We start from the raw sequence: 26,132 nt of genomic DNA, 5'->3' as shown, positions 1-26,132 counted from the left end.
CCAGCAGATATTTTGAAGATCAATAACCTATCCGGTCTCGCCAGCCCTGGATAATGCCTGGTCCAGTGCCTATAGCGTATAGCCCACCAATGAAAAACGCCACGTAAAAACGTGGCGCTTCGGGGGTTTATTTAAATTAAGAGCGCTTCATCATGTCGAAGAACTCATCATTCGTCTTCGTCATAGCCAGCTTGTTGATGAGGAACTCCATCGCATCGATCTCACCCATCGGGTGAATGATTTTGCGCAGGATCCACATTTTCTGCAGCTCTTCCTGTGTGGTGAGCAGCTCTTCTTTACGGGTACCGGAGCGGTTGTAATCAATCGCCGGGAAGACGCGTTTTTCTGCGATTTTACGTGAGAGGTGCAGCTCCATGTTACCGGTGCCTTTAAACTCTTCGTAAATCACTTCATCCATCTTCGAACCGGTATCGATCAGCGCCGTCGCGATAATGGTCAGGCTACCGCCCTCTTCCACGTTACGCGCAGCACCGAAGAAACGCTTCGGACGGTGCAGGGCGTTCGCATCCACACCACCGGTCAACACTTTACCGGAAGCCGGAACAACGGTGTTATAAGCACGCGCCAGACGGGTGATGGAGTCGAGAAGGATAATGACATCTTTCTTATGCTCAACCAGACGTTTCGCTTTTTCGATAACCATTTCAGCAACCTGCACATGGCGGGAGGCCGGTTCGTCGAAGGTTGACGCAACCACTTCACCTTTCACCAGGCGCTGCATTTCCGTCACTTCTTCCGGACGTTCATCAATCAGCAGCACCATCAGCACGCAGTCCGGATGGTTGTAAGCGATGCTCTGCGCGATATTCTGCAGCAGCATGGTTTTACCGGCTTTCGGCGGTGCCACAATCAGACCACGCTGACCACGACCAATCGGCGAAGCCAGATCGAGAACGCGGGCGGTTAAATCTTCAGTAGAGCCGTTACCACGTTCCATACGCAGACGAGAGTTCGCGTGCAGCGGCGTTAAGTTCTCAAACAGAATCTTATTGCGCGCGTTTTCCGGTTTATCGTAGTTCACCTCGTTAACTTTCAGCAGTGCAAAGTAACGTTCACCTTCTTTAGGTGGGCGAATCTTACCTGAAATGGTGTCACCGGTGCGGAGGTTGAAACGGCGGATTTGGCTGGGGGATACGTAGATGTCGTCGGGGCCGGCAAGGTAGGAGCTGTCTGCGGAACGGAGGAAACCAAATCCATCCTGCAGAATCTCCAGCACACCGTCGCCGAAGATATCTTCGCCACTCTTTGCGTGCTGCTTCAGGATGGCAAAAATGATGTCCTGTTTGCGCATACGGGCCAGGTTTTCCAGCCCCATATTTTCGCCGAGAGTGATAAGCTCAGAAACCGGCGTATTCTTTAATTCGGTAAGATTCATAATGGTGTGGGTTCTTAAACTCGGGGTGATACTCGAACTTAATGTTGTGAATGGTATGGCAGGGTCATCCATGCCTGTTAGCGGCCATCAACTCATGTCTAATCGGTGCCTGGTCACAGGAGAGTACGCAGAACTGAAACGATAAGACGGAATGAGCGACAAGCCCGGAATCTGTCTACTTCTCAACGCGGCTGAGATGCTCAGCGGGAAGTATTGGGGTAACGCAAGGTTCAAACAACTATAGATATGTTTAGAACGAAGTCAAAACTAAATTAGCACGGCTGGGGTCGGGCGTCCAGCAATCCTGGCAATTTAGGATAGCTGGCCGCACCGGTGAGAGTCTGGGATTACGCCAGGTTAGCGTCCAGGAACTCTTTCAACTGACCTTTGGACAGTGCGCCCACTTTGGTCGCCGCCACTTCGCCGTTTTTGAACAGCAGCAGGGTCGGAATGCCACGGATACCATACTTCGGCGCGGTGCCTGGGTTCTGGTCGATGTTCAGTTTCGCAATGGTCAACTTGCCTTCGTACTCATTAGCGATCTCATCCAGAATCGGGGCGATCATTTTGCACGGTCCACACCACTCTGCCCAGAAATCAACGAGCACAAGCCCGTCCGCTTTGAGTACATCCGTGTCAAAACTATCGTCAGTCAGGTGAATAATTTTATCGCTCATATATAACTCCACAGGAATAAGCCTGGCATGTTGGTGTAGCATAAAACAGCAACGTGTTGATGCCACAATAGCCAACTAAAGGTTGACTTTATTTCACCGGATACGCTTTCGTAAAGCAATAGTAAGCTGATATTCTACCACACTATGAGCAAAACACATTTAACAGAACAGAAGTTTTCCGACTTCGCCCTGCACCCAAAAGTGATAGAAGCCCTTGAAACTAAAGGCTTTCATAATTGCACGCCTATTCAGGCTCTCGCCCTTCCGCTAACGCTGGCGGGTCGTGATGTTGCAGGTCAGGCGCAAACCGGTACCGGTAAAACGATGGCGTTTTTAACGTCAACGTTTCATTATCTCCTCTCTCACCCTGCAATCGAAGACCGTAAAGTTAACCAGCCGCGCGCGATTATCATGGCGCCGACACGTGAACTCGCGGTGCAAATTCACGCTGATGCAGAGCCGCTGGCGCAGTCAACAGGACTGAAGCTGGGTCTGGCTTACGGCGGTGATGGCTACGACAAACAGCTGAAAGTGCTGGAAAGCGGCGTCGATATTCTTATCGGCACCACCGGTCGTATGATCGATTACACCAAACAGAACCATATTAACCTGGGCGCGATTCAGGTCGTGGTGCTGGACGAAGCCGATCGTATGTACGATCTGGGCTTTATTAAAGATATCCGCTGGCTGTTCCGCCGTATGCCGGCAACCGACCAGCGTCTCAATATGCTCTTCTCCGCTACGCTCTCTTACCGCGTGCGTGAACTGGCATTCGAGCAGATGAACAACGCAGAATATGTTGAAGTGGAACCGGAACAGAAAACCGGCCACCGCATTAAAGAAGAGCTTTTCTACCCGTCCAACGACGAGAAAATGCGTCTGCTGCAGACCCTGATTGAAGAAGAGTGGCCGGATCGCGCCATTGTTTTTGCCAATACCAAACACCGTTGTGAACAGATCTGGGGCAGCCTGGCCGCCGATGGTCATCGCGTTGGGCTGCTGACGGGTGACGTGGCGCAGAAGAAACGCCTGCGTATCCTCGATGAGTTCACCCGTGGCGATCTCGATATCCTGGTTGCGACAGACGTCGCGGCACGTGGTCTGCATATTCCGGCTGTAACGCACGTCTTTAACTACGATCTGCCGGATGACTGCGAAGATTACGTTCACCGTATTGGCCGTACCGGTCGCGCAGGTGCCAGCGGCAACTCGATCAGCCTTGCGTGCGAAGAGTACGCGCTGAACCTGCCAGCGATTGAGACCTATATTGGTCACTCTATTCCGGTCAGCAAATACAACCCGGATGCGCTGCTCAGCGAACTGCCGCCGCCGAAACGCCTGACGCGTTCTCGCCCGGCTAATGGCCCGCGCCGTAGTGGTGGTGGCGCGCCGCGTAATCGTCGTCGTTCAGGTTAATTACTATGCTCGGTTCCGCCTCGCTCTACGCAGCTATTGATCTCGGTTCCAACAGTTTTCATATGCTGGTTGTGCGCGAGGTGGCTGGCAGTATCCAGACTCTGTCGCGTATTAAACGCAAAGTCCGCCTGGCGGCGGGCCTGAGCCAGGACAATCGCCTCTCTCAGGAGGCGATGGAGCGTGGCTGGCAATGTCTGCGCCTCTTTTCCGAACGTCTGCAAGATATCCCGCAACAGCAGATCCGCGTGGTGGCGACCGCCACGCTGCGTCTGGCCGTCAATGCGCATGAGTTTCTCGACAAAGCGCAGGAGATCCTCGGCTGTCCGGTACAGGTGATCAGCGGCGAAGAAGAAGCGCGTCTGATTTACCAGGGCGTTGCCCACACCACCGGCGGCGCGGATCAGCGTCTGGTGGTTGATATTGGTGGCGCAAGCACGGAACTTGTGACCGGCACCGGGGCACAAACCACCTCGCTTTTCAGCCTGTCAATGGGCTGCGTTACCTGGCTCGAGCGCTATTTTACCGATCGTCATCTGGCGCAGGAGAATTTCGACACCGCAGAGCAGGCGGCGCGCGAAGTGCTGCGTCCGGTCGCGGATGAGCTTCGTCGTCACGGCTGGAAAGTGTGTGTCGGCGCGTCGGGCACCGTGCAGGCGCTGCAAGAGATTATGATGGCGCAGGGCATGGATGAGCGCATCACCCTCGCCAAACTCCAGCAGCTTAAGCAGCGCGCAATCCAGTGCGGTCGGCTTGAAGAACTGGAGATCGAAGGGCTGACCCTCGAGCGCGCGCTGGTTTTCCCCAGCGGCCTCGCCATTCTGATCGCCATTTTCACCGAAATGAACATTGAGAGCATGACCCTCGCCGGCGGCGCGCTGCGCGAAGGGCTGGTTTACGGCATGCTTCATCTGGCGGTCGATCAGGATATTCGCAGCCGTACCCTGCGCAACATCCAGCGCCGGTTTATGGTGGATATCGATCAGTCGAGACGCGTCTCAATGCTGGCAGAGCGATTCGCGCAAAGTGTTTCGACAAGCTGGGATTTAGACGCCTACAGCACTGAAATCCTGCATGTCGCCTGCGAACTGCACGAAATAGGTTTAAGCATTGAGTTTAAACAGGCACCGCTTCATGCCGCCTGGCTGGTGCGTAACCTTGATTTGCCGGGCTTTACTCCCGCGCAGAAAAAGCTGCTCGCTACGCTGCTGCTCAACCAGACCAATGCAGTCGATCTCTCCTCTCTGCATCAGCAAAATGCCGTTCCACCGCGCGTGGCGGAGCATCTCTGCCGCTTGCTGCGCCTGGCGATTATTTTCGCCAGCCGTCGTCGTGATGATTTGCTGCCGGAAATCTCGGTCACCGCGCAGGGTGAACAGCTCACGCTGGCGCTGCCGCCGGGCTGGCTGGCGAGCCATCCGCTGGGCGCAGAGCTGATCGATCAGGAGAGCCAGTGGCAAAGCTACGTTCACTGGGCGCTGGTTATTCGCTAAGCACCTCAATCTATTGCCGCGAACTCCTTTCGCGGCGATAAATCGATTACCCTACCTCACCTTTTTCGCCAGCGTCACGCTGAACAATCCCCAGCCATCTACCCGCTGAGTCACTTTGGCAAAACCGGCCCGCTTCACCATCTGGTCGATCTCACGCTGGGCGCGCCGGCGCAGTAACCAGAACGCCCCTTTTTGGTGGCTGGGCAATACGCGCGCCATCAGCGCCAGTTTTGGGTTCCACAGCTTGGTCGTATAGACCAGATATCCCCCTTTTTTCACCGCGTTGGCGAGGCCATTGAGCGAGGCCAGCACCAGGTTGTTATCGCTGAAGAGTTCATAGAACCCCGACACCACCGCCAGAGTACGGTCAGCAGGCAACGTCGCGAGATCGGCGGGTGAAAAAGCATCGCCCTGCTCGAAGCGCGCGCGCTCATTTAACCCTCGCTGCAGCAGCAGACGGTTCCCCTCCTCCACATTGGCAGTATCAAAATCGCGCAGCAGAAGATGCTCCACCGGCGGCTCTATTTTTTCGATAGCGTCGAGAATATAGCGACCCTGGCCGGCGGCGATATCCAACAGGCGTACCACCTGATCCTGCTGCGCCAGAAGCGACGCCGCCATGGCGATCAGCGCTTCAACATGTTGTTTGCGCTGTCGCGTACAGCGCCAGCCAAGCGTATTGAGGTAGTAGCGATCAACCGCTCTGCCCACAGCGCCTTTACCCGTTGGTTGATTTTGATAGACATACTCCAGCGACGCGCCGGAGTCGAAACCGGTTTCCAGCCCTATTCGAATCCCCGAAGAGAAGTGCCCCAGGGCGCACAGCGCAAAATTCGCCAGCGCCCAGTAGCCGCGCCGTAACAGACTTTTTTCCGGCATACGTAGCCTCTCATACTCCTCCCATGTTGCGCCCTGCTGCCAGGAATCAAATAGCGAAGGCACCGGGTGATGCTGAGAGAAGTGCAGCCGCAAAAAGGCACGTGTCTGGGCCAGCATAGCCTTGTCCCACAACTGGCCTGGGCAGCCGAAGCCGCTATCCGGCTTCATTAACACCGTTTTTGCGCTGCTACCCAGATTGGCATAAAAGGTCATTAACGTACCCGCAGCGGCTCTGCGGTCGGTTTGCGTCAACACAAGCTGCGTCGGCGTTGGCCAGGCGAATACGCTGCGAAAAATACGCTGGCTGGTATAGCGCAGATCGCGCAGCGTATTCCACGCCTTTGGCTTTTTAAGCAACGCCAATAAGAGATCGCGTTTTCTCAGCAAAAAGCGCGGCGAGAGAAGCGTGACGGCGCGGATCTCAGGGGCATAATCCACCACCCAGGCGGCGATAACTACCGCGCACTCATGGTGCGCCATCAGGGCAATATCCTGCGTGCGCAGCCCGTGCTGCGTGGTTATATGCTCAATAAATTGCTGAAAATAATAGCTTTGTAGCGAGAGCACCGATGAACCGTCGGACGTCTCTGCGTTGATCGTACCGGGGGTAAAATCGATGGCGAAAAAGGTACACTCTGGCAAGCCGAGTGCGGCAATTTTCTCTTTAAGATCCGCGTTGCGATACAACAGCACGATGGCCGCCGCAGGGCCATTTTGCGCGCGCGCCGGAAAGAGCTGATAAGGTATTTGCTGATTGTCATGGCTGACAAAGTGCTGCATCTGGCTGGTCTGCGTCATCATCACTCTTCTGCATGTTATTCGCTGATGCCCAACGGGCGTCAGGCATCAGCGAGAGTAGAACGTTACCCTCAGGCACCTGCGCGGATACGCTGCGCGATCTTCTCTAACAAACGCGGTTCCCACTCGTTGTCCCAGCGTTCGACCAGCGATTTACGGCGAGCGAGGATCTCCGGCTCTCGGGCATTGAACCCTTCAACGATGTATTTCTTCGCCATCTGCTCACGATACTGGTAGGCCACGCTGTTGGTGATCTGCTCAACGGTAAGCGGCTGGTTAAGCATTCTGGCGACATGCAGGGTTGAAAGCAGGACCTGGCTGGCAAGCAGGTCGCGGCTGTGGATATGTTGATCGACTAAGGCGCGGGTCCAGACTTTTTCCTGATAAATGGTTTCGAACGCTTCGATCGAAACGCAGCAGTGCTCCATCTCTTCGGTGTAGTGATAGCCCAGTAAATAGAGCACGCCGAGGTTGCCAGAGAGATTACTCACCAGTTCAAAGCGGCCGTCTTCAAACAGGTTTTCAAAGAAAGAGAGCCCGGTCATGCACACCTGGCTTTCAAATATCGCAATGCTGCGTACCGCCTCTTTAAAAAAGGCACCATCGGCTTTTTTACCGTTGGCCTTATCGCGCTCGATGCCGCCAATAATCGGCTCAGCCATCTCTTTATAAGCGCCATACAGGAAATCATAAACGCGGGGATGGAACGTCTCCCGGACCGGCGGAGCGATGCCTTTGGTAATAAAGTTATTGAGTTTCCGGTGTGCCGCTGCATGCCTCTTTTCTTGCGTCACAAACAGGGCGAAGCGCTCATCCTTCTGCGGCGACTCCGGAATAAACTCATCGTAGTAATCACCAATGCGCTCACCGTAGAATTCGAAGAACTCCAGCACATAGGAGGTACCAAGGCCAATAAGCGAAGAGACGGGATCGGGGTTCCACTGAAAATTAAAATTATCATTCAACTCCATCACGCCATACACTTCCTGCGGTACCGCTCTTAATTTAAGATCCATACTCTTTTCCTCTTCATTTGAACGTCCTGATCAAATGGACAAGCCGCCGTCGATAACAAAGGTCTGTCCGGTAATATGTTTCCCGCCTCTACCGAGCAGAAAAGCAACCATGAGCGCCACATCTTCGGGCTGCCCCAGCTTCCTCAGCGGGGTCATTTTAACAAGCTGTGACACGGCTTTTTCCGGCAGCGCCGAAAGCATGTCGGTCTTCACCGGGCCGGGCGCAATGCAGTTCACGCGAATATTAAAATTCCCCACCTCACGGGCCAGCGTTTTGGTAAAGCCATACTGCGCGGATTTTGATGCTGAATAGTTCGCCTGACCGACGTTGCCGCGTAAGCCAGCCACAGAATTAATATTGATAATGCAGCCATCCCTCTGCATTAACATCTCATTAAGCAGACAGTGATTGAGATAAAAGAGCGAGTTGAGGTTGGTATTAATCACATCCAGCCAGTCATCCAGGCTCATAGTAAAGCTGAGCGCATCTTTAGTAATGCCGGCGTTATTAATAATCGCGTAGGGAGTGCCATGATTTTTACGTAATGTTTCGCTGAGTGCTTTCACCGATTCAACGCTCGCCACATCACAGGGGTAGCACCAGCAAACCTCGTGATTAACGTTAAGCGAGTGCATAAGTACGGCCGCAAGCGCGCTATTATTTTTGTAGGTGAAAACAACATGATAATCTTGCCGCACCAGCTCTTTGACAATAGCAGCCCCGATGCCACGGCTACCTGCCGTGACTAAAACCCATTTCTTGTTACCCATTTTGTTAATCCTTTAACTTTCCTGCGAGCGATCGTAAATTCTGGTTAAACAATCGATAGAGGACTGGAAAATAATCTCATTATTCTCCAGCACATGAATAGTAAAGGTGTTGTAAGCAGAATCCTTATCGATATAAATATCTTTATCTTCGACCAGATACTGGAGGTGAGAATAGTTTAATTCGCCGCCGGTAAGTAATCGCTGGTGAATAAAAATCTTATTCGCCACATGATAGGTCGTAATATTTTCTAAAGGATGATGTTTAGCTATTTTCTCAGCCTGCTTTTTAAAGTAGTCATCTTTCCGTTGATTAAAACAAATTGAAAAGAGCAACGTATCAAACATGACCCATTGATGGGTAATGTGCGGATAACAGACTTTCAATTGTGCAAGATGCGTCTGGATAGTTTGCCCGCTGACTGCCACAGGAGAGGCGCATACGGGGGGATCCGGCGGCTTTTGCGCTAAAACCGCCGCGGTAATAGCGATATTCTGCGGATCACCGCCCACTTTAACAGCGACACTTTTCCTCTCCCCGTCACCCTTCACGCTTATCTCAATGTCCGTATCTATCGGCACCGGCTTTTTAATATAGAAATGGAGCATAGAGGTTTGCCCGAGGCTCTCTGCCAGCAGTAACTTCGCATCAAGCAAAGTGAGCATGCCCTGCACGATAATACCTTTCAGGCCATTTTTTATGGCAAAGGCTTTATCAAAGTGAACACGATTGCGATCGCCGGAAAATTGCGCCCATCGCTCGATATCCTGCGCCCCATAGCGTCTTATCATGCGGAGAACCTCTTCAGTACCAGGCAGCTGTTTGCCCCACCAAAGCCGTAATTCACATTCACGACGTGATCTAATTTCTGACCGAACAGATGGTCATTCGGGACATAGTTGAGATCGCACTTCGGGTCTGGCCGTTGAAGATTTATCGTCGCCGGGATCATCCGATCGGCCATACTTTTCAGGCAGAATATCGTTTCCGCCCCACCAGCCGCGGCAATAAGATGGCCCGTATAAGATTTGGTGCTGGAAACCGGAATAGCCTGCGCCCGCTCGCCAAACACCTCTTTTAACACCAGCGTTTCGTTGTAATCATTCATCGGCGTCGAGGTACCGTGGGCATTGATATAGTCAATATCCTCAACCCCAAGCCCGGCATACGCCATCGCCCGCTGGATAGTGGTCACTCTGCCAATAAGATCGGGCGCAGGCGCGGTGAGATTAACGTAAGCATCGCTGTGATTCGCATAGCCCACCACTTCACCGTAGATAGTCGCATTACGCGCCAGCGCATCTTCCAGCCGCTCAAGACAGACGGTTGCAGCGCCCTCGGAGAGGATAAACCCGCTTCGGTCGAGGCTGAAAGGACAGCAGGCCTTAACAACATCCTGCTGCTCTTTCGACAAGGCACCAAGAATATCGACAGACCAGACGGTGAAAGGCTGCATCAGGCTTTCGCCGCCGCCGGCAATCATCATGCGCGCTTTTCCGCTGCGGATAATTTCATAGGCATCGCCGATGGCGATATTGCCCGTGGCACAAGCGGCAACCGGGCTATTTTGATAGCCCCTGAGCTTCCAGTTGACGGTGATAAGTGAGGTGCCGATGCTCGGCATCGAGTGAAAACAGCTGTGCGCCGATGCGGTCAGCGAATGGGGATCGGAATAGGCGTAATAGTTGATGGTTGAGCAATCAAAACCCGCCCAGCCGGTACCAAAGATGACGCCGCAGTCGCATGGATCGTAGTGGGAAAAAATATCCTGCTCGTTACCGAAGGCCATGGTGATGGTTTCATCCGCGGCAATCAGGCCAAACTCGGCAAAACGCGGGGCATTTTTAAGGACTTTTCTGGAGAAGCGAGAGAGATTAAGGGGAGAAGTGACCCGGCCGAAAAATTTAGCACCGACGCCTTTTCCCGGGTCGTCCCATATTTCATAGCCTGATTTTTTATCGCGTATCGCTTGCCATATTTGCTCGCTATTCTCACCTAATGAGCAAATGGCACCGTAGCCGGTAATAACAACGCGTTGTCCGTGATGTGCGGCAGCATCCATTTTATTCCCCCTGAAAAACGTTCTTTTGCAAATAGCGGATTAAATCGCCGTAAGTTTCAGCCTGCGACTGGGCTAATGCATTCAAATCGATATCAATGCCGAGCACTGTTTTCGCTTCGACTTTAATTGTCACAAAATCAAGGCTAACCAGTTCCAGCGCTTCGAGGGGGGTATCGTGATTAAGCTCTGCGATATCATAATCCGTTAGCTTATCAATTAACGACCGAAGAAAATGATCGAGGTTTTCGCTCATATTCATATCCTTATAAACATGTTTAGACAATAAATATAAATAACTGATATACAGCAGAGGTGTGACATAAATTAAACTACAAGCGCCATTTGATAATGTCAAAGATTATACGAGATATATCTCTACATTTAATAAGAGTGAGAAGAGGGTCACGATTAATAACGAAGAAAATGAAGCATACAATAAATATGCTTCAATAGAAAATAAATTTCCGAATAATATTTAAAGAAATAAAAACAGAAGCTTCCTGATGTTTATTCGGGAAGCTTCCGCTTATTTTATTGGCCTTTCGCTTTGGCCAGCATGGCACGAATATTAGCGACGTTCGCCTGGCCTTTATGCATCCGCTCTTCAGCGCTGATAACTTTACGCTCCTGCTCCCAAATAAGATCGTCCTGCGGCAGCTCCAGCAAGAAGCGGCTCGGCTCCGGGCGCACGAGCTCGCCATACTGGCGACGCTCTTTGCACAGGGTAAAGATCAGCTCTTTTTGTGCGCGGGTAATGCCTACATAAGCCAGACGTCGCTCTTCGTCGACGTTATCCTCATCAATACTGCTCTGGTGCGGTAACAGCCCCTCCTCCATGCCGACTAAAAAGACATAGGGGAATTCGAGGCCTTTCGAAGCGTGAAGGGTCATTAACTGCACCTGATCCGCTTCATCATCGCTTTCGCCGCGCTCCATCATATCGCGCAGGGTAAAGCGCGTGACCACTTCGGCCAGCGTCATTGCTTCATCCAGCTCATTGCCTTCGAGCATCTCCGTCATCCAGCCAAACAGCGTATTGACGTTTTTCATCCGCATCTCAGCGGCTTTCGGGCTGGGCGAGGTTTCAAATAGCCAGGATTCGTAATCAATGCCGTGGATTAAATCGCGCACTGCGGCGATCGGTTCGCGCTCCGCAAGCCGCTGGATTTCGCCTAACCATTGGGTAAAGCGCGTTAACGCTTCATAACCACGCCCGGTGAGCGTCTGGTTGAGGCCGACATCAAAGCTGGCGGCAAACAGGCTCTTATTGCGCACCATCGCCCATTCGCCCAGTTTTTGCAGCGTCGCGGAACCAATCTCGCGCTTCGGCGTATTAACGATGCGCAGAAAAGCGCTGTCATCATCGCTATTGGTAAGTATGCGCAAGTAAGCGAGCAGATCCTTAATTTCCGGGCGCGAGAAGAATGAGGTGCCGCCGGAAATTTTGTAAGGAATACGGTTCTGCATCAGGAATTTTTCAAACACGCGCGACTGGTGGTTGCCGCGATAGAGGATCGCATAATCCTTATATTGCGTTTTATTGATAAAGTGATGGGCGATCAGCTCGCCGGTGACGCGCTCGGCCTCATGCTCATCATGGTTGGCGCTGAGGACTTTCAACTCGGTGCCGTAGCCCAGTTCCGAAAAGAGCCGCTTTTCAAAAACGTGCGGGTTATTGGCAATCAGGATGTTGGCCGCTTTCAGAATGCGCCCGGAAGATCGGTAGTTCTGCTCCAGCTTCACCACCTGTAACGCAGGGAAATCCTGGCTTAACAGAACGAGGTTTTGCGGTCGCGCACCACGCCAGGAGTAGATCGACTGATCGTCATCCCCTACCACCGTAAAGCGCGCGCGCTGGCCAACCAGCAGTTTTACCAGCTCATACTGGCTGGTGTTGGTGTCCTGATACTCATCCACCAGCAGATAGCGGATTTTGTTCTGCCAGCGCTCGCGCACCTCTTCATTGCGCTGTAACAGCAGCGTCGGCAGCAAAATCAGATCGTCAAAGTCGAGAACGTTACACGCCTTCATATGCGCGTCGTAGAGACCATAGCAGTGCGCGAAAATGCGATCCCGTTCGCCCGCCGCCTGCGCGGCAGCCTGCTGCGGCGTCAGCAGATCGTTTTTCCAGTTGGAGATCGTTGAGATCAGCTGTTGCAGCACGACCTTATCGTCATCGATCACCCCTTCGGTAAGATCCTTGAGCAACGCTACCTGATCGGTATCGTCAAACAGTGAGAAATTGGCTTTCATGCCCAGCGCAGCATACTCACGCTTGATGATGGTCAGGCCCAGCGTATGGAAAGTTGAGATCATCAAGCCGCGCGCCTCTTTACGCCCCAACGTCTGTGCCACGCGCTCTTTCATTTCGCGCGCCGCTTTATTGGTAAAGGTGACGGCGGCAATATGCTTCGCCTGATAGCCGCAGCCGCGGATCAGGTGGGCGATCTTATTAGTGATCACGCGTGTTTTACCGGATCCCGCGCCTGCAAGCACCAGGCAAGGTCCGGTGACAAATTCGACGGCTTGTTGTTGTCCGGGGTTTAAACGCATAAAGAAACATCACTCAATGAAAGTCAGGGAAAATACACCGATTCGGCAAGGCGACGACGGGCCAACAAAGAGGCAGGCTGAAGGCCGAAGTGTATAAAGGCGTGGTAGTATAGCCAGCCTCAATAACCTCACTCAAGGCACGATCATGGCAAAAACCGCAGCAGCACTGCATATCCTTGTTAAAGAAGAGAAACTGGCGCTGGACCTGCTGGAGCAGATCAAAAACGGCGGCGATTTCGAGAAGCTGGCGAAAAAACACTCTATCTGCCCGTCAGGCAAAAAGGGCGGTCACTTAGGCGAATTCCGCCAGGGCCAGATGGTTCCGGCGTTCGATAAAGTGGTCTTCTCCTGCCCGGTGCTGGAGCCAACCGGCCCGCTGCACACCCAGTTCGGTTACCACATCATCAAAGTGCTGTACCGCAACTAATAAAAAAGCCCGGTAGCATTTACCGGGCTTCTGTTACTGTTCTGCGAAAATCAGCCTGCGACGGCGATACGCTTCATATCTTTCATATACCCACGCAGTTTGTGACCCACTTTCTCAATCTCATGGCTGCGAATCGCTTCATTCACATCGCGCAGCTGCGCGTTATCTACCGCACCTTCAGCAATCGCTTTGCCCAGGTCGCCGGTCTGCAGCGTGGTCATAAACTCTTTCAGCAGCGGCACACAGGCGTATGAGAAGAGGTAGTTACCGTACTCGGCGGTATCGGAGATCACCACGTTCATTTCGTACAGACGCTTACGCGCGATGGTATTGGCGATCAGCGGCAGCTCGTGCAGAGACTCGTAGTAAGCCGACTCTTCGATGATGCCGGAAGCGACCATGGTTTCGAATGCCAGCTCAACACCCGCTTTCACCATCGCGATCATCAGTACGCCTTTGTCGAAGTACTCCTGCTCGCTGATTTTGCCTTCATACTGCGGCGCGGTTTCAAACGCGGTTTTACCGGTCTCTTCACGCCAGGTCAGCAGTTTCTTATCGTCGTTCGCCCAGTCTGCCATCATGCCGGAGGAGAATTCGCCGGAGATGATGTCATCCATATGCTTCTGGAACAGCGGCGCCATAATGCCTTTCAGCTGCTCGGAGAGCGCGTAAGCACGCAGTTTGGCCGGGTTGGAGAGTCGATCCATCATCAGTGTGATACCGCCCTGCTTCAGCGCTTCGGTGATGGTCTCCCAGCCAAACTGAATCAGTTTTTCCGCATAAGCCGGATCGGTACCTTCCGCCACCAGCTTGTCAAAGCAGAGCAGCGAACCCGCCTGCAACATGCCGCAGAGGATAGTCTGCTCGCCCATCAGGTCAGATTTCACTTCGGCAACGAAGGAGGATTCCAGCACGCCAGCGCGATGACCGCCGGTCGCTGCGGCCCAGGCTTTGGCAATCGCCATGCCTTCGCCTTTCGGATCGTTTTCCGGGTGAACCGCAATCAGCGTCGGCACGCCGAAACCACGCTTATACTCTTCGCGCACTTCGGTACCCGGACACTTCGGTGCCACCATTACTACGGTGATATCTTTACGGATCTGCTCGCCCACTTCGACGATGTTGAAACCGTGAGAGTAACCAAGCGCCGCGCCATCTTTCATCAGCGGCTGAACCGTACGCACAACGTCAGAGTGCTGTTTGTCCGGCGTCAGGTTCACCACCAGATCCGCCTGCGGGATCAACTCTTCGTAAGTGCCGACTTTAAAACCGTTTTCAGTCGCTTTACGCCAGGAGGCGCGCTTCTCAGCAATGGCTTCTGCACGCAGGGCGTAAGCGATATCCAGACCGGAGTCACGCATATTCAGCCCCTGGTTGAGACCCTGTGCGCCACAGCCGACGATGACCACTTTTTTACCCTGAAGGTAGCTTGCGCCATCAGCAAATTCTTCACGCGTCATAAAGCGACATTTGCCCAGCTGCGCCAGCTGCTGGCGCAGGTTCAGTGTATTAAAGTAGTTAGCCATGGTGTACTCCGTAGATGTTGTGTCGTGCTTATTGTTCGATTCGCTGTTGCGCGAGGTTGAACCCACTATATGTCAGGAAATGCGTTGCTTAAATTGATATATTAACAATGTGACATTGCAATTTTTGCAATGTAATTTTGTGGAGCGGGTCTCATGGATTTACGCGATCTGAAAATGTTTCTGCACCTGGCGGAGAGCCGCAATTTTGGCCGCAGTGCGCGCGCCATGCACGTCAGCCCCTCGACACTTTCGCGCCAGATCCAGCGGCTGGAAGAAGATCTCGGCCAACCGCTCTTTGTACGTGATAACCGCACCGTCACGCTGACCGAAGCGGGCGAAGAGCTGCGGGTTTTTGCCCAGCAGACGTTATTGCAGTATCAGCAGCTGCGGCACACTCTCGATCAGCAAGGCCCTTCACTCTCCGGCGAACTACATCTCTTCTGTTCTGTGACCGCGGCGTACAGCCATTTACCACCGATACTCGATCGCTTTCGCGCGGAACACCCGTCGGTGGAGATTAAGCTCTCTACCGGCGATGCCGCCGATGCGATGGAAAAAGTGGTGACTGGCGAAGCGGATCTGGCGATTGCCGGCAAACCGGAAACGTTGCCGGGTGCCGTAGCCTTTTCAATGCTGGAGAATCTCGCGGTCGTGCTGATTGCCCCGGCGCTGCCCTGCCCGGTACGCAACCAGGTCTCGCAGCCCGATCCGGACTGGTCGACAGTGCCATTTATTCTGCCGGATCAGGGGCCGGTGCGCCGCCGTATTGAGCTCTGGTTCCGCCGCCATAAAATCAGCAACCCGTCGATTTATGCCACCGTCGGCGGCCACGAAGCGATGGTTTCGATGGTTGCGCTGGGCTGTGGCGTGGCGCTAATCCCGGAAGTGGTGCTGGAGAATAGCCCTGAACCGGTGCGCAACCGCGTGATGATCCTTGAGCGTAGCGATGAAAAAACACCGTTCGAGCTTGGCGTCTGCGCACAAAAAAAGCGGCTGCATGAGCCGCTTATTAACGCGTTCTGGCAGATCCTGCCGGGACATTAACCGGCGAGGAAGAAGCGAAATGCCGGGTTATGGGTCTCATCGTGACACTCATAGCCCAGTTCATTAAGCCGGGTTTCGAAATCCGGCTCATGCTCGCCCAGCTCAAACGCCGCCAGCACGCGCCCGTAATCGGTGCCGTGGCTGCGGTAATGGAACAGCGAGATATTCCAGTGCGTGCCTAGCGTATGCAGGAATTTCAGCAGTGCGCCCGGCGACTCCGGGAACTCGAAGCTGTAAAGACGCTCCTGCAACGGCTTAGACGGGCGCCCACCCACCATATAGCGCACGTGCAGCTTCGCCATCTCATCATCGGAGAGATCCACCACGCTGTAGCCGCCTTCATGCAGCAGAGCGAGGATCTCTTTGCGCTCTTCCAGCCCGCGGCTCAGGCGCACGCCGACAAAAATGCAGGCATCCTTCGCATCCGCAAAACGGTAGTTAAATTCCGTCACCGAGCGGCCGCCCAGCAGTTGGCAGAATTTGAGGAAGCTGCCCTTCTCTTCCGGAATGGTGACCGCCAGCAGCGCTTCGCGCTGTTCGCCCAGCTCACAGCGCTCGGAAACATAGCGCAGGCCGTGGAAATTGACGTTCGCGCCGGAGAGCACATGCGCCAGCCGTTCGCCGCGAATATTATGTTTGGCGATATACTTTTTCATCCCCGCCAGCGCCAGCGCGCCTGACGGTTCCGCCACCGCGCGGACATCTTCAAACAGATCTTTCATTGCCGCGCAGATGGCATCGCTATCAACGGTGATGATGTCATCAAGATAAGCCTGGCAGAGCCGGAAGGTCTCATCACCGATGCGTTTGACCGCCACGCCTTCGGCAAACAGCCCCACGCGCGGCAGGTCGACCGGATAACCGGCGTCCAGTGCCGCCTTCAGGCAGGCGGAATCTTCCGCTTCAACAGCAATCACTTTGATTTGCGGCATCAGCTGTTTAATCAATACCGCGACGCCCGCCGCCAGCCCACCGCCGCCGACCGGCACAAAGATGCGATCGATATGCGCATCCTGCTGCAACAGCTCCAGCGCCAGCGTACCCTGACCGGCAATCACCATCGGGTGATCGAACGGCGGCACAAAGGTGTAGCCCTGCTGCTGTGAAAGGGCAATCGCTTTGGCCTTCGCTTCGTCAAAGTTTGCGCCATGGAGCAGCACTTCGCCGCCAAACGCGCGCACAGCATCGACTTTGATATCTGCCGTCGCGACCGGCATCACAATCAGCGATTTGATGCCGAGCCGGGTGGATGATAGCGCCACGCCCTGGGCGTGGTTGCCCGCCGAAGCGGTGATCACGCCGTGGGCTTTCTGCTCTGCGCTCAGGCCAGCAATCATCGCGTAGGCCCCGCGCAGCTTAAAGCTGTGCACCGGCTGGCGGTCTTCCCGCTTCACCAGCACAACGTTATCCAGCCGGGCAGAGATCTTCTCCATCTTCTGCAGTGGCGTGACCTGGGCCACTTCATAGACCGGCGCGCGCAGCACGGCGCGCAGATACTCCGCCCCTTCGGGGGCGGCAGAGAGGGGTTGGGCGTCGGCCATCATTAACCTCCCAGTTTGGATTTGTCGCGTACTGCGCCTTTATCCGCACTGGTAGCGAGAGTGGCGTAAGCACGCAGCGCAAAGGAGACCTGACGCTCACGGTTAACCGGGGTCCAGGCTTTATCGCCACGGGCTTCCTGCGCTTCGCGGCGGGCCGCCAGATCGCGGTCACTCAGCTGCAGCTGGATGCCGCGGTTCGGGATATCAATTGCGATGATGTCGCCATCCTCAATCAGACCAATATTGCCGCCGCTGGCAGCTTCCGGTGAAACGTGGCCAATAGAGAGGCCAGAGGTGCCGCCAGAGAAACGACCGTCGGTGATCAGCGCGCACGCTTTGCCGAGGCCCATTGATTTCAGGAAGCTGGTCGGATAGAGCATCTCTTGCATGCCCGGCCCGCCTTTCGGCCCTTCATAACGAATAACCACCACATCGCCCGCGACCACTTTCCCGCCGAGGATCGCTTCAACCGCCGCATCCTGGCTTTCATACACTTTCGCCGGGCCGGTAAAGGTCAGGTTGCTGTCATCAACGCCTGCGGTCTTGACGATACAGCCGTTCTCCGCGAAGTTGCCGTACAGCACCGCCAGACCGCCCTCCTGGCTGTAAGCGTGCTCAAGGGAGCGGATACACCCTTCGGCGCGATCGTCATCCAGCGTATCCCAGCGGCAATTCTGCGAGAACGCCTGGGTGGTGCGGATGCCTGCCGGACCCGCGCGGAACATGGTTTTCACCGCCTCGTCCTGGGTCAGCATCACATCATATTTTTCCAGCGTCTGCGGCAGCGTCAGGCCGAGCACGTTTTTTACCTCACGGTTGAGCAGACCGGCGCGATCCAGCTCGCCCAGAATGCCCAGCACGCCGCCCGCGCGGTGAACATCTTCCATGTGGTACTTCTGTGTGCTCGGTGCCACTTTGCACAGCTGCGGCACATGGCGGGAGAGACGGTCGATATCACTCATGGTGAAATCAATTTCCGCTTCCTGCGCTGCTGCCAGCAGGTGCAGCACGGTATTGGTGGAGCCACCCATGGCGATATCCAGCGTCATGGCGTTTTCAAACGCTTCTTTGCAGGCGATCGCGCGCGGCAGCGCGGTTTCATCATCCTGCTCGTAGTAACGTTTGGTCAGCTCAACAATGCGTTTGCCAGCATTGATAAAGAGCTCTTTGCGATCGGCGTGGGTGGCCAGCAGCGAACCGTTACCCGGCTGCGACAGGCCGAGCGCTTCGGTCAGGCAGTTCATCGAGTTGGCGGTAAACATGCCGGAGCAGGAGCCGCAGGTCGGGCAGGCGGAGCGTTCAACCTGCTCGCTCTGATCGTCGGAGACTTTCGGGTCAGCGCCCTGAATCATCGCATCCACCAGATCGAGTTTGATGATCTGGTCGGAGAGTTTGGTTTTCCCGGCTTCCATCGGGCCGCCGGAGACAAAAATGACCGGAACGTTGAGGCGCAGAGAGGCCATCAACATCCCCGGGGTGATTTTGTCGCAGTTGGAGATGCACACCATCGCGTCGGCGCAGTGGGCATTTACCATATATTCAACGGAGTCGGCGATCAGTTCACGCGAAGGCAGAGAGTAAAGCATGCCGCCGTGACCCATGGCGATGCCGTCATCCACGGCGATGGTATTAAACTCTTTCGCCACGCCGCCTGCGGCTTCGATCTGCTCCGCAACCAGCTTACCGAGATCGCGCAGGTGAACGTGGCCTGGCACGAACTGGGTAAACGAGTTGACGACGGCAATGATCGGCTTACCGAAATCGTCATCGGTCATTCCGGTAGCGCGCCACAGCGCGCGGGCGCCCGCCATATTGCGCCCATGTGTGGTGGTGGCGGAACGATACTTAGGCATGCTCTTTACTCCCGTCTCTCTTGTCGATGGGATGGTGCGTGCCATCCCATATTTATTTGCTCTACCCTAAATAATTCGGGTTGCAGGAAGGCGACAAGCGAGCGAATTCCCAGGAGCTTACATAAGTAAGTGACTGGGCTGAACGCGTGTCGCCAACACACCGACAACCTGAAGTATGACGGGTATTTATGGATTAACTTGATCCAACCAGCCCCATTTATCTTCCGTTTCACCGGTGAAGAGGCCAAAGAATGCTTGCTGAATACGTTTGGTAACCGGGCCGCAGCGACCTTCGCCAACCTGAATACCATCGACGCTGCGCACCGGCGTGATTTCAGCCGCTGTGCCGGACATAAATACTTCGTCAGCCAGGTAGAGCGATTCGCGAGACAACACCTGCTCGCGCACTTCGATACCGAGATCTTTTGCCAGCTTGATGATGGCGTCGCGGGTAATACCCGGCAGCGCAGAGGAGGTGAACGGCGGGGTAAACAGGATGCCATCTTTCACTTCGAAGAGGTTTTCGCCCGCGCCTTCAGAGATATAACCGTGAACGTCCAGCGCGATACCTTCCTGATAACCATGGCGGCGCGCTTCGCTACCGACCAGCAGGGAGGAGAGATAGTTACCGCCCGCTTTCGCAGCAGTTGGAATAGTGTTCGGTGCTACGCGATTCCAGGAGGAGACCATCGCATCAATGCCCTGATCCAGCGCTTCTGCGCCCAGATAGGCGCCCCACGGGAAGGCGGCGATGATGACATCGGTGGTGTAGTCTGCCGGCGGGTTAACGCCCATGCCAACATCACCAACAAACACCAGCGGACGGATATAGGCGCTGGTCAGATTATTTTTGCGGATCACCGCGCGGCACGCTTCCATCAGATCGTCAACGCTCTGGGAGACCGGGAAGCGGTAGATTTTGGCGGAGTCGCGCAGACGTTGCATATGCTCACGATGGCGGAAAACAACCGGCCCTTTGTAGGAGTCGTAGCAGCGAATACCTTCAAACACAGACGTACCGTAGTGCAATGCGTGAGACATTACGTGAACTTTCGCGTCTTCCCAACGTACCATCTCGCCATTGGACCAAATGTAGTCTGCTTTTTTCGTCGTCATTATGCTTCCTTTTGCGCTTACGCGCGGATTTGTTGTGATGATGATGATGTAGCGCGCTGCCGGATATCGACCCTGGCAACGTCGACAAGTTTGCTCAACTGGCTAAACAGTAATTCGACAGGCCGCGGGCTGGCAACGGTCAATTCAATATTTATGTTGCGCGCATCGCAGGCCGTTTCCATGTTCATGGCACATACCTGAAAGCCACGGTGGCGCACTACGCGCAGCACGCGTTCTAAGGTTTCCGGATTAAAGCGGGCTTCAACAGCGACGTCATGGTGCATCATGATAATTTCTCCAGCATTTGTGAGTTACTGGCACCGGGCGGCACCAGCGGCCAGACATTCTCGAGTTCGTCGATCGAGACATGAAGCAGATAGGGCCCATCGCTTGAGAGCATTGCGTCAAGTGCCGCTTCAACCTGGTCTTTACGGGTAATGTGTTGGCCTGGGATGCCGAAGGCGTTGGCCAGCATGAGGAAATCGGGGTTATCGGTCAGGGTGGTTTCACTGTAACGCTCATTGAAGAACAACTGCTGCCATTGGCGAACCATTCCTAATCGCTGGTTATCGAGTAAAACGATCTTCAGCGGTAACTGCTTGCGTTTTACGGTGCCCAGCTCCTGCACATTCATCATGAAGGAGCCGTCACCGGAGATACAGATTACCGTATCCTCCGGACGCGCAACCTGCGCGCCAACGGCGGCGGGCAGGCCAAAGCCCATGGTGCCTAAGCCGCTGGAGGTGATGAAATTTTCCGGACGGGTGAAGCTCAGGTGCTGGGCAGCCCACATCTGATGCTGGCCAACATCTGTCGTCACGACGCTATTTTCCGCTTTGCGATCGGAAAGCTGCTTTAACAGCAGCGGAGCATAGATCGCCTCGCCGGGGTGATCGTAGCGCCAGGCATGCTCGTGGCGCAGATCGGCACAGTATTGACGCCACTCATCGATCGCCAACTGCTGTTGCAGCGCAGGGAGCAGCGCATTTAAATCGCCCTGCAAGGCAACGTGCGCCTGGCGCAGCTTGCTCATCTCTGCCGGGTCGATATCCATATGGATAACGCGAGCATGAGGCGCGAAGGTGTTCAGTTTGCCGGTCACACGATCATCAAAACGCGCGCCAACGGCAATCAGCAAATCACACTCCTGTACGGCAAAGTTAGCCGCTTTCGTGCCGTGCATGCCCAGCATACCAAGATAATAGGGGTAGTCAGATGCTACCGCGCCTAAGCCTTTCAACGTGCAGGCAATCGGCATGTTCGTTTCTGCCAGGAACGCGCGCAGGGCGGGAACCGCTTGCGCCATCCCAACGCCGCCGCCAACGTAGAGCATCGGTTTTTTCGCCTGAGCGAGCATCTCTGCGGCCTGATAAACCTCAGCCTGTGGAAATGCAACCTCCTCTTGCTCAGTAACGAAGTGAGGCTCCCAGTTACCGACGGCGAGCTGAATATCTTTCGGGATATCAACTAACACCGGGCCGGGGCGGCCGGAGTTGGCGATATGAAACGCTTCCGCCATCACGCGCGGCAGCGCATCCAGGGAGTCCACCAGGAAGCTGTGTTTGGTACAGGAGAGGGACATGCCCAGCACATCCACTTCCTGAAAAGCGTCAGTGCCAATCAGCGGCGCAGCAACCTGCCCGGTGATCGCCACCACCGGAACGGAATCCAGCAGCGCATCCGCAAGACCGGTGATTAAGTTTGTCGCACCAGGGCCAGAAGTGGCGATGCAGACGCCGGTTTTACCCGTTGCGCGAGCATAACCGATGGCCGCCATCGCCGCGCCCTGCTCATGCCGACACAATAGGTGTTCCACGCCGCCGTCATATAGCGCATCGTAAACCGGCATGATTGCACCGCCAGGATAGCCGAAAACCGTATCGACCTGCTGCGCTCGCAACGCATGTACCACCCATTGTGCTCCATTCATAGCTACATCCCCGTCGAATATCGTGAGAAACAGAATTTTATGCTGATATTCATTTCTGTTCCTGATTTGCGTTTTTTGGTGATAAAAAAACCCCCGGACCTTTCGGTGCGGGGGTCTTAGTTCGTTAAGGCTTGATTTTTAAGCCTTTCCTCGTCCAAGTGCAGCCCCGCACGGTGGGATAAGAATCACCACCACGCTAATCACGATAAGGCTAATCACTCGTAGAAGGGCTGTCATAGTTGTCTGTTCTTGCTTCATGTTCGAAGGAATGCCTAAAGAGTTAACACAGATTTGCAATGAGGCACAAGAAAAAATTATGACGCCTCTTTTGACAGGCAAGAGGATTAACTTAAAAGCGCTTGTTTTATATAGCAAAAATATGAGGTGAAAATATTTCAGGATTTATAGTCTGGTTAGCAAAGTGCGATCTTCCTTCCAGCGTGGGGAAACACATATGAAATTGCAGCGATATGTTGGAAACAAACGCGTAGTAACGATATCTGCCTGATGAAACAAGCTGGAGGCGGCAAGATAATGCTATCGACAAGGAGGGTCTATGGCGTTGTCAGTAATCTATACAAGAGCGGTATTAGGTGTCGCCGCGCCGCTTGTGACCGTCGAAGTCCATATCAGCAATGGGCTGCCGGGGTTAACCATTGTCGGGCTGCCTGAGACAACGGTGAAAGAGGCCCGGGATCGCGTACGTAGTGCCGTTATCAATAGTGGTTATGATTTCCCCGCAAAGCGGATCACCATTAACCTGGCACCCGCAGATCTCCCTAAGGAGGGTGGACGATATGACTTACCTATCGCTATCGCGCTCCTGGCAGCCTCTGAGCAGGTGAACGCGGCATCACTCGACCATTACGAATTCGTGGGTGAGTTAGCGCTTACGGGCGCGTTACGCGGCGTTCCCGGCGCTATCTCGTGCGTTATGGAAGCCGTGAAGGCTAACAGGCGAATTGTTATTGCGAAAGAGAACGAAGCGGAAGCGAGTCTGGCTGAGACCCAGGCGTGCCTGGTGGCGAATCATCTTCTGGAGGTGTGTGCGTTTCTGGAAGGTAAACAGACGTTGTTGAACCCTGCTCCCCTGGCTGAGCTGGAGGATGAGCGCAGAGAAGATTTGCGGGACATTATCGGTCAGGAGCAAGGGAAACGTGCGCTGGAAATTAAAGCGGCCGGAGGACATAACTTGCTTCTGATTGGCCCGCCGGGTACGGGGAAAACCATGCTGGCCAGCCGAATGAGCGGCTTACTTCCTCCGCTCTCTAATACCGAAGCATTAGAGAGCGCGGCGGTGATGAGCTTAATCAATAGCGCGAGCTTGACCCGTCACTGGAAGCACAGGCCCTTTCGATCGCCGCACCACAGCGCCTCATTAACTGCCATGGTTGGTGGAGGATCGATACCAGCACCGGGCGAGATCTCTCTGGCGCATAATGGCGTGCTTTTTCTTGATGAACTCCCCGAGTTTGAACGCCGCGTTCTCGATGCATTACGTGAACCAATTGAATCCGGGCAGATCCATATTTCACGCACCAGGGCAAAAGTCACTTTCCCCGCCCGCTTTCAATTGATCGCAGCTATGAATCCAAGCCCAACCGGCCATTATCAGGGCAAACATAATCGCTGTTCGCCAGAGCAAACATTACGTTACCTGGGAAAGTTATCCGGCCCTTTCCTCGACCGCTTCGATCTCTCCCTGGAGATACCGTTGCCCACACGCGGTTTAATGAGTGAACCTCAACAAGGGGGTGAAGGCAGTAATGCTGTTCGTGCGCGAGTAGTTGAGGCGCAGGCGCGACAGCATCAACGCCAGCATAAGCTCAACGCGCAGCTGGAGAGCAGTGAAACCAGGCGCTTCTGTGCACTGACGAAAGAAGATGGGAAATGGCTGGAAGAGACGCTGACACGGCTGGGTTTATCCGTACGCGCCTGGCAGCGGTTACTGAAGGTAGCCAGAACCATCGCGGATCTTGAAAAGCAGGAAACCATTCGTCGGGAACATCTGCAGGAAGCGTTAAGTTATCGGGCAATCGACAGGCTACTCATTCATCTGCAAAATATGTTGGCATAAAAAAAGGGGCCGTAGCCCCTTTTTTCTTAATCCTCGGATTCAGTGTAATCTTCCGCGCCTTCCATCTGCGGTTTTCCACCTGAGAGAGTATGGAAACGCTTCGGACGTTTAATACGTGCCATATACTTGATCCATACACGTTCAGCTTCCGTGTTGGGTTCACGCTCACCACGGCAAACGGCAACAAACTGGTTCTCTTCTTCAGTCACCGGTTCACGCTTGCCGAGTTCCAGCTCGTTAAAAGCATAACCATGACGTTCAAGCAGTTGCGCCTCTTTGATGGTGAAATCACCGTGACGGGAAAACCCGCGAGGATAATTTTTATTGTCGAAAAAACGATTAGTCGTCGTAAAGCTTTCCGCCATCCTGCACGCTCCTAATTCTTTGGCCGAGCTATTTATGGCGCGGAGTATTAGTTACGCTTGACAGAGTGTAAAACAAAACATTTAAATCATTACGACAAAAAATTTTGCGGAGAAAACAGTGGATACGGAATTGTTAAAAACTTTCCTCGAAGTGAGCAGGACTCGTCACTTCGGGCGCGCAGCGGAAGCACTTTATCTGACGCAATCCGCGGTGAGCTTTCGTATTCGCCAACTGGAGAACCAGCTGGGGGTTAATCTCTTCACCCGCCATCGTAATAATATTCGCCTGACCGCGGCCGGCGAGAAGCTGCTGCCCTATGCAGAAACGCTTATGAGTACCTGGCAAGCCGCCCGTAAAGAGGTCGCGCATACCTCTCGGCACCATCAATTTTCAATTGGTGCCAGCGCATCGCTTTGGGAATGCATGCTGAGTGACTGGCTCTCACGGCTTTACCATTTGCAAGATAACCTTCAGTTTGAAGCGCGCATTGCCCAACGACAATCTCTGGTAAAACAATTACATGAGAGGCAACTCGATCTACTGATAACGACCGAGACGCCAAAGATGGATGAGTTCAGCAGCCAGTTATTAGGCCATTTCACGCTTGCTCTCTATAGCGCCGAGCCAGAGAAGAAGAAAAGCGATCTCAATTATTTGCGCCTGGAATGGGGGCCGGATTTTCAGCAGCATGAGTCTGGGTTGATCGCCAGTGATGATGTGCCGACTTTAACGACCAGTTCAGCGGAAGTGGCCCATCAGCAATTACCAAAACTGAATGGTTGTACCTGGTTACCGGTTTCGTGGGCTGAGCCGAAAGAGAGTCTTTATCCTGTGATGGACACAGAAACATTGTCTCGCCCGTTATATGCGATTTGGCTGCAAAACAGTGATAAACAGAACCAGATAAAGGATCTTTTGAAGGTTAACGTTATCGAATAGGGCGTTCTGAAGGGCAAGGATGCTCTTCAGATCTTTTGAAGTATCAGAAAGGTACTAGCGCAAGAGGTGATTTGCCTGAAAAAAGGCAAAAAAAAATCCTTAGCAGATGCTAAGGATTATTTCTGGCAGGGGCGGAGGGACTCGAACCCCCAACACCCGGTTTTGGAGACCGGTGCTCTACCAATTGAACTACGCCCCTAATTAGGGTGGCGGAACGGACGGGACTCGAACCCGCGACCCCCTGCGTGACAGGCAGG

24 protein-coding genes and 1 tRNA gene are annotated in these 26,132 nt (G+C 54.1%); 6 read left to right on the top strand and 19 right to left on the bottom strand.

What is annotated here, in order from left to right; translation table 11 throughout:
- Positions 1–136 precede the first annotated feature (136 nt).
- The 3 genes from rho to trxA all read right to left on the bottom strand — a co-directional run bounded on the left by rho (position 137) and on the right by trxA (position 2,073).
- Positions 137–1,396, bottom strand: a complete 1,260-nt coding sequence (rho, locus tag IAE50_RS16970) for a transcription termination factor Rho (protein WP_023479599.1) — start codon at positions 1,394–1,396, stop codon at positions 137–139.
- Between the two features lie 87 nt (positions 1,397–1,483).
- Complete coding sequence (locus tag IAE50_RS16965) at positions 1,484–1,582, bottom strand: rho operon leader peptide (protein ID WP_124971653.1); 99 nt, start codon at positions 1,580–1,582, stop codon at positions 1,484–1,486.
- A gap of 161 nt (positions 1,583–1,743) precedes the next feature.
- Positions 1,744–2,073, bottom strand: coding sequence for a thioredoxin TrxA (gene trxA, locus IAE50_RS16960; RefSeq protein ID WP_023479590.1), 330 nt, complete (start codon positions 2,071–2,073; stop codon positions 1,744–1,746).
- A gap of 144 nt (positions 2,074–2,217) precedes the next feature.
- Between trxA and rhlB the strand changes: the two genes are divergently transcribed.
- Both rhlB and ppx read left to right on the top strand, forming a co-directional pair.
- Complete coding sequence (gene rhlB / locus IAE50_RS16955) at positions 2,218–3,489, top strand: ATP-dependent RNA helicase RhlB (protein ID WP_023479570.1); 1,272 nt, start codon at positions 2,218–2,220, stop codon at positions 3,487–3,489.
- A gap of 5 nt (positions 3,490–3,494) precedes the next feature.
- Positions 3,495–4,979, top strand: coding sequence for an exopolyphosphatase (gene ppx, locus IAE50_RS16950; protein WP_042717936.1), 1,485 nt, complete (start codon positions 3,495–3,497; stop codon positions 4,977–4,979).
- Between the two features lie 51 nt (positions 4,980–5,030).
- On the opposite strand, the gene IAE50_RS16945 is transcribed toward ppx, so the two are convergent.
- From IAE50_RS16945 to rep, 7 genes are all read right to left on the bottom strand, one after another.
- A complete protein-coding gene (locus tag IAE50_RS16945) occupies positions 5,031–6,659 on the bottom strand; it encodes a class I SAM-dependent methyltransferase family protein (RefSeq protein WP_200580776.1) in 1,629 nt (542 codons plus the stop codon).
- A 68-nt stretch (positions 6,660–6,727) separates the two neighbouring features.
- The gene (locus IAE50_RS16940) at positions 6,728–7,672 is read right to left on the bottom strand and encodes a metal-dependent hydrolase (RefSeq protein WP_200580775.1); all 945 of its coding nucleotides are present in this window, start codon (positions 7,670–7,672) and stop codon (positions 6,728–6,730) included.
- Positions 7,673–7,702: 30 nt separating this feature from the next.
- Complete coding sequence (gene fabG, locus IAE50_RS16935) at positions 7,703–8,443, bottom strand: 3-oxoacyl-ACP reductase FabG (protein WP_042717929.1); 741 nt, start codon at positions 8,441–8,443, stop codon at positions 7,703–7,705.
- Between the two features lie 12 nt (positions 8,444–8,455).
- Entirely contained in the window at positions 8,456–9,232 is a 777-nt protein-coding gene (locus tag IAE50_RS16930) for a MaoC/PaaZ C-terminal domain-containing protein (RefSeq protein WP_200580774.1), read from the bottom strand.
- Entirely contained in the window at positions 9,229–10,503 is a 1,275-nt protein-coding gene (locus tag IAE50_RS16925) for a beta-ketoacyl-[acyl-carrier-protein] synthase family protein (protein ID WP_094419049.1), read from the bottom strand. Before IAE50_RS16925 ends, IAE50_RS16930 begins: the two co-directional genes overlap by 4 nt.
- A gap of 1 nt (position 10,504) precedes the next feature.
- Positions 10,505–10,756: a phosphopantetheine-binding protein gene (locus IAE50_RS16920; RefSeq protein ID WP_054803690.1), complete on the bottom strand. Its 252-nt coding sequence runs from the start codon at positions 10,754–10,756 to the stop codon at positions 10,505–10,507.
- A gap of 278 nt (positions 10,757–11,034) precedes the next feature.
- Positions 11,035–13,056 (bottom strand): DNA helicase Rep, encoded by a 2,022-nt coding sequence (rep, locus tag IAE50_RS16915; RefSeq protein WP_200580773.1) that lies wholly within the window; start codon positions 13,054–13,056, stop codon positions 11,035–11,037.
- A gap of 145 nt (positions 13,057–13,201) precedes the next feature.
- On the opposite strand from rep, the gene ppiC reads away from it, so the two are divergent.
- The gene (gene ppiC / locus IAE50_RS16910) at positions 13,202–13,483 is read left to right on the top strand and encodes a peptidylprolyl isomerase PpiC (RefSeq protein ID WP_001140255.1); all 282 of its coding nucleotides are present in this window, start codon (positions 13,202–13,204) and stop codon (positions 13,481–13,483) included.
- 50 nt (positions 13,484–13,533) lie between these two features.
- On the opposite strand, the gene ilvC is transcribed toward ppiC, so the two are convergent.
- Positions 13,534–15,009, bottom strand: coding sequence for a ketol-acid reductoisomerase (gene ilvC / locus IAE50_RS16905; RefSeq protein ID WP_023479616.1), 1,476 nt, complete (start codon positions 15,007–15,009; stop codon positions 13,534–13,536).
- A 153-nt stretch (positions 15,010–15,162) separates the two neighbouring features.
- Here ilvC and ilvY point away from each other — a divergent pair, with 153 nt between their 5' ends.
- Entirely contained in the window at positions 15,163–16,053 is an 891-nt protein-coding gene (gene ilvY / locus IAE50_RS16900; RefSeq protein WP_200580772.1) for an HTH-type transcriptional activator IlvY, read from the top strand.
- On the opposite strand, the gene ilvA is transcribed toward ilvY, so the two are convergent.
- The 6 genes from ilvA to ilvL all read right to left on the bottom strand — a co-directional run bounded on the left by ilvA (position 16,050) and on the right by ilvL (position 22,730).
- A complete protein-coding gene (gene ilvA / locus IAE50_RS16895; protein WP_094193187.1) occupies positions 16,050–17,594 on the bottom strand; it encodes a threonine ammonia-lyase, biosynthetic in 1,545 nt (514 codons plus the stop codon). The genes ilvY and ilvA overlap by 4 nt on opposite strands.
- Positions 17,595–17,596: 2 nt before the next feature.
- Positions 17,597–19,447 (bottom strand): dihydroxy-acid dehydratase, encoded by a 1,851-nt coding sequence (ilvD, locus tag IAE50_RS16890; RefSeq protein ID WP_042717916.1) that lies wholly within the window; start codon positions 19,445–19,447, stop codon positions 17,597–17,599.
- Between the two features lie 186 nt (positions 19,448–19,633).
- A complete protein-coding gene (locus IAE50_RS16885; RefSeq protein ID WP_200135321.1) occupies positions 19,634–20,563 on the bottom strand; it encodes a branched-chain amino acid transaminase in 930 nt (309 codons plus the stop codon).
- A 17-nt stretch (positions 20,564–20,580) separates the two neighbouring features.
- Complete coding sequence (ilvM, locus tag IAE50_RS16880) at positions 20,581–20,850, bottom strand: acetolactate synthase 2 small subunit (RefSeq protein ID WP_023479554.1); 270 nt, start codon at positions 20,848–20,850, stop codon at positions 20,581–20,583.
- Positions 20,847–22,493, bottom strand: coding sequence for an acetolactate synthase 2 catalytic subunit (gene ilvG / locus IAE50_RS16875; protein WP_200135320.1), 1,647 nt, complete (start codon positions 22,491–22,493; stop codon positions 20,847–20,849). The genes ilvM and ilvG overlap by 4 nt, the downstream gene beginning before the upstream one ends.
- Before the next feature lie 138 nt (positions 22,494–22,631).
- The gene (gene ilvL, locus IAE50_RS16870) at positions 22,632–22,730 is read right to left on the bottom strand and encodes an ilv operon leader peptide (protein ID WP_200135319.1); all 99 of its coding nucleotides are present in this window, start codon (positions 22,728–22,730) and stop codon (positions 22,632–22,634) included.
- 319 nt (positions 22,731–23,049) lie between these two features.
- On the opposite strand from ilvL, the gene IAE50_RS16865 reads away from it, so the two are divergent.
- Positions 23,050–24,570, top strand: a complete 1,521-nt coding sequence (locus IAE50_RS16865; RefSeq protein ID WP_200580771.1) for a YifB family Mg chelatase-like AAA ATPase — start codon at positions 23,050–23,052, stop codon at positions 24,568–24,570.
- Between the two features lie 26 nt (positions 24,571–24,596).
- Here IAE50_RS16865 and IAE50_RS16860 read toward each other — a convergent pair whose 3' ends face one another.
- A complete protein-coding gene (locus IAE50_RS16860) occupies positions 24,597–24,935 on the bottom strand; it encodes a DUF413 domain-containing protein (RefSeq protein WP_023479578.1) in 339 nt (112 codons plus the stop codon).
- Positions 24,936–25,053: 118 nt separating this feature from the next.
- On the opposite strand from IAE50_RS16860, the gene hdfR reads away from it, so the two are divergent.
- Positions 25,054–25,875 carry an HTH-type transcriptional regulator HdfR gene (gene hdfR / locus IAE50_RS16855; protein ID WP_042717906.1) on the top strand — a complete coding sequence of 274 codons (822 nt, stop codon included), beginning with the start codon at positions 25,054–25,056 and terminating at the stop codon, positions 25,873–25,875.
- 123 nt (positions 25,876–25,998) lie between these two features.
- On the opposite strand, the gene IAE50_RS16850 is transcribed toward hdfR, so the two are convergent.
- A tRNA-Trp gene (locus IAE50_RS16850) sits at positions 25,999–26,074 on the bottom strand.
- Positions 26,075–26,132: the final 58 nt, after the last annotated feature.

This window comes from Kosakonia sp. S42, from assembly GCF_016624785.1.
Classification (GTDB): Bacteria; Pseudomonadota; Gammaproteobacteria; order Enterobacterales; family Enterobacteriaceae; genus Kosakonia; species Kosakonia cowanii.
Note: the sequence above shows the minus strand (reverse complement) of the source record. Positions and strands in the feature narration are given on the sequence as shown.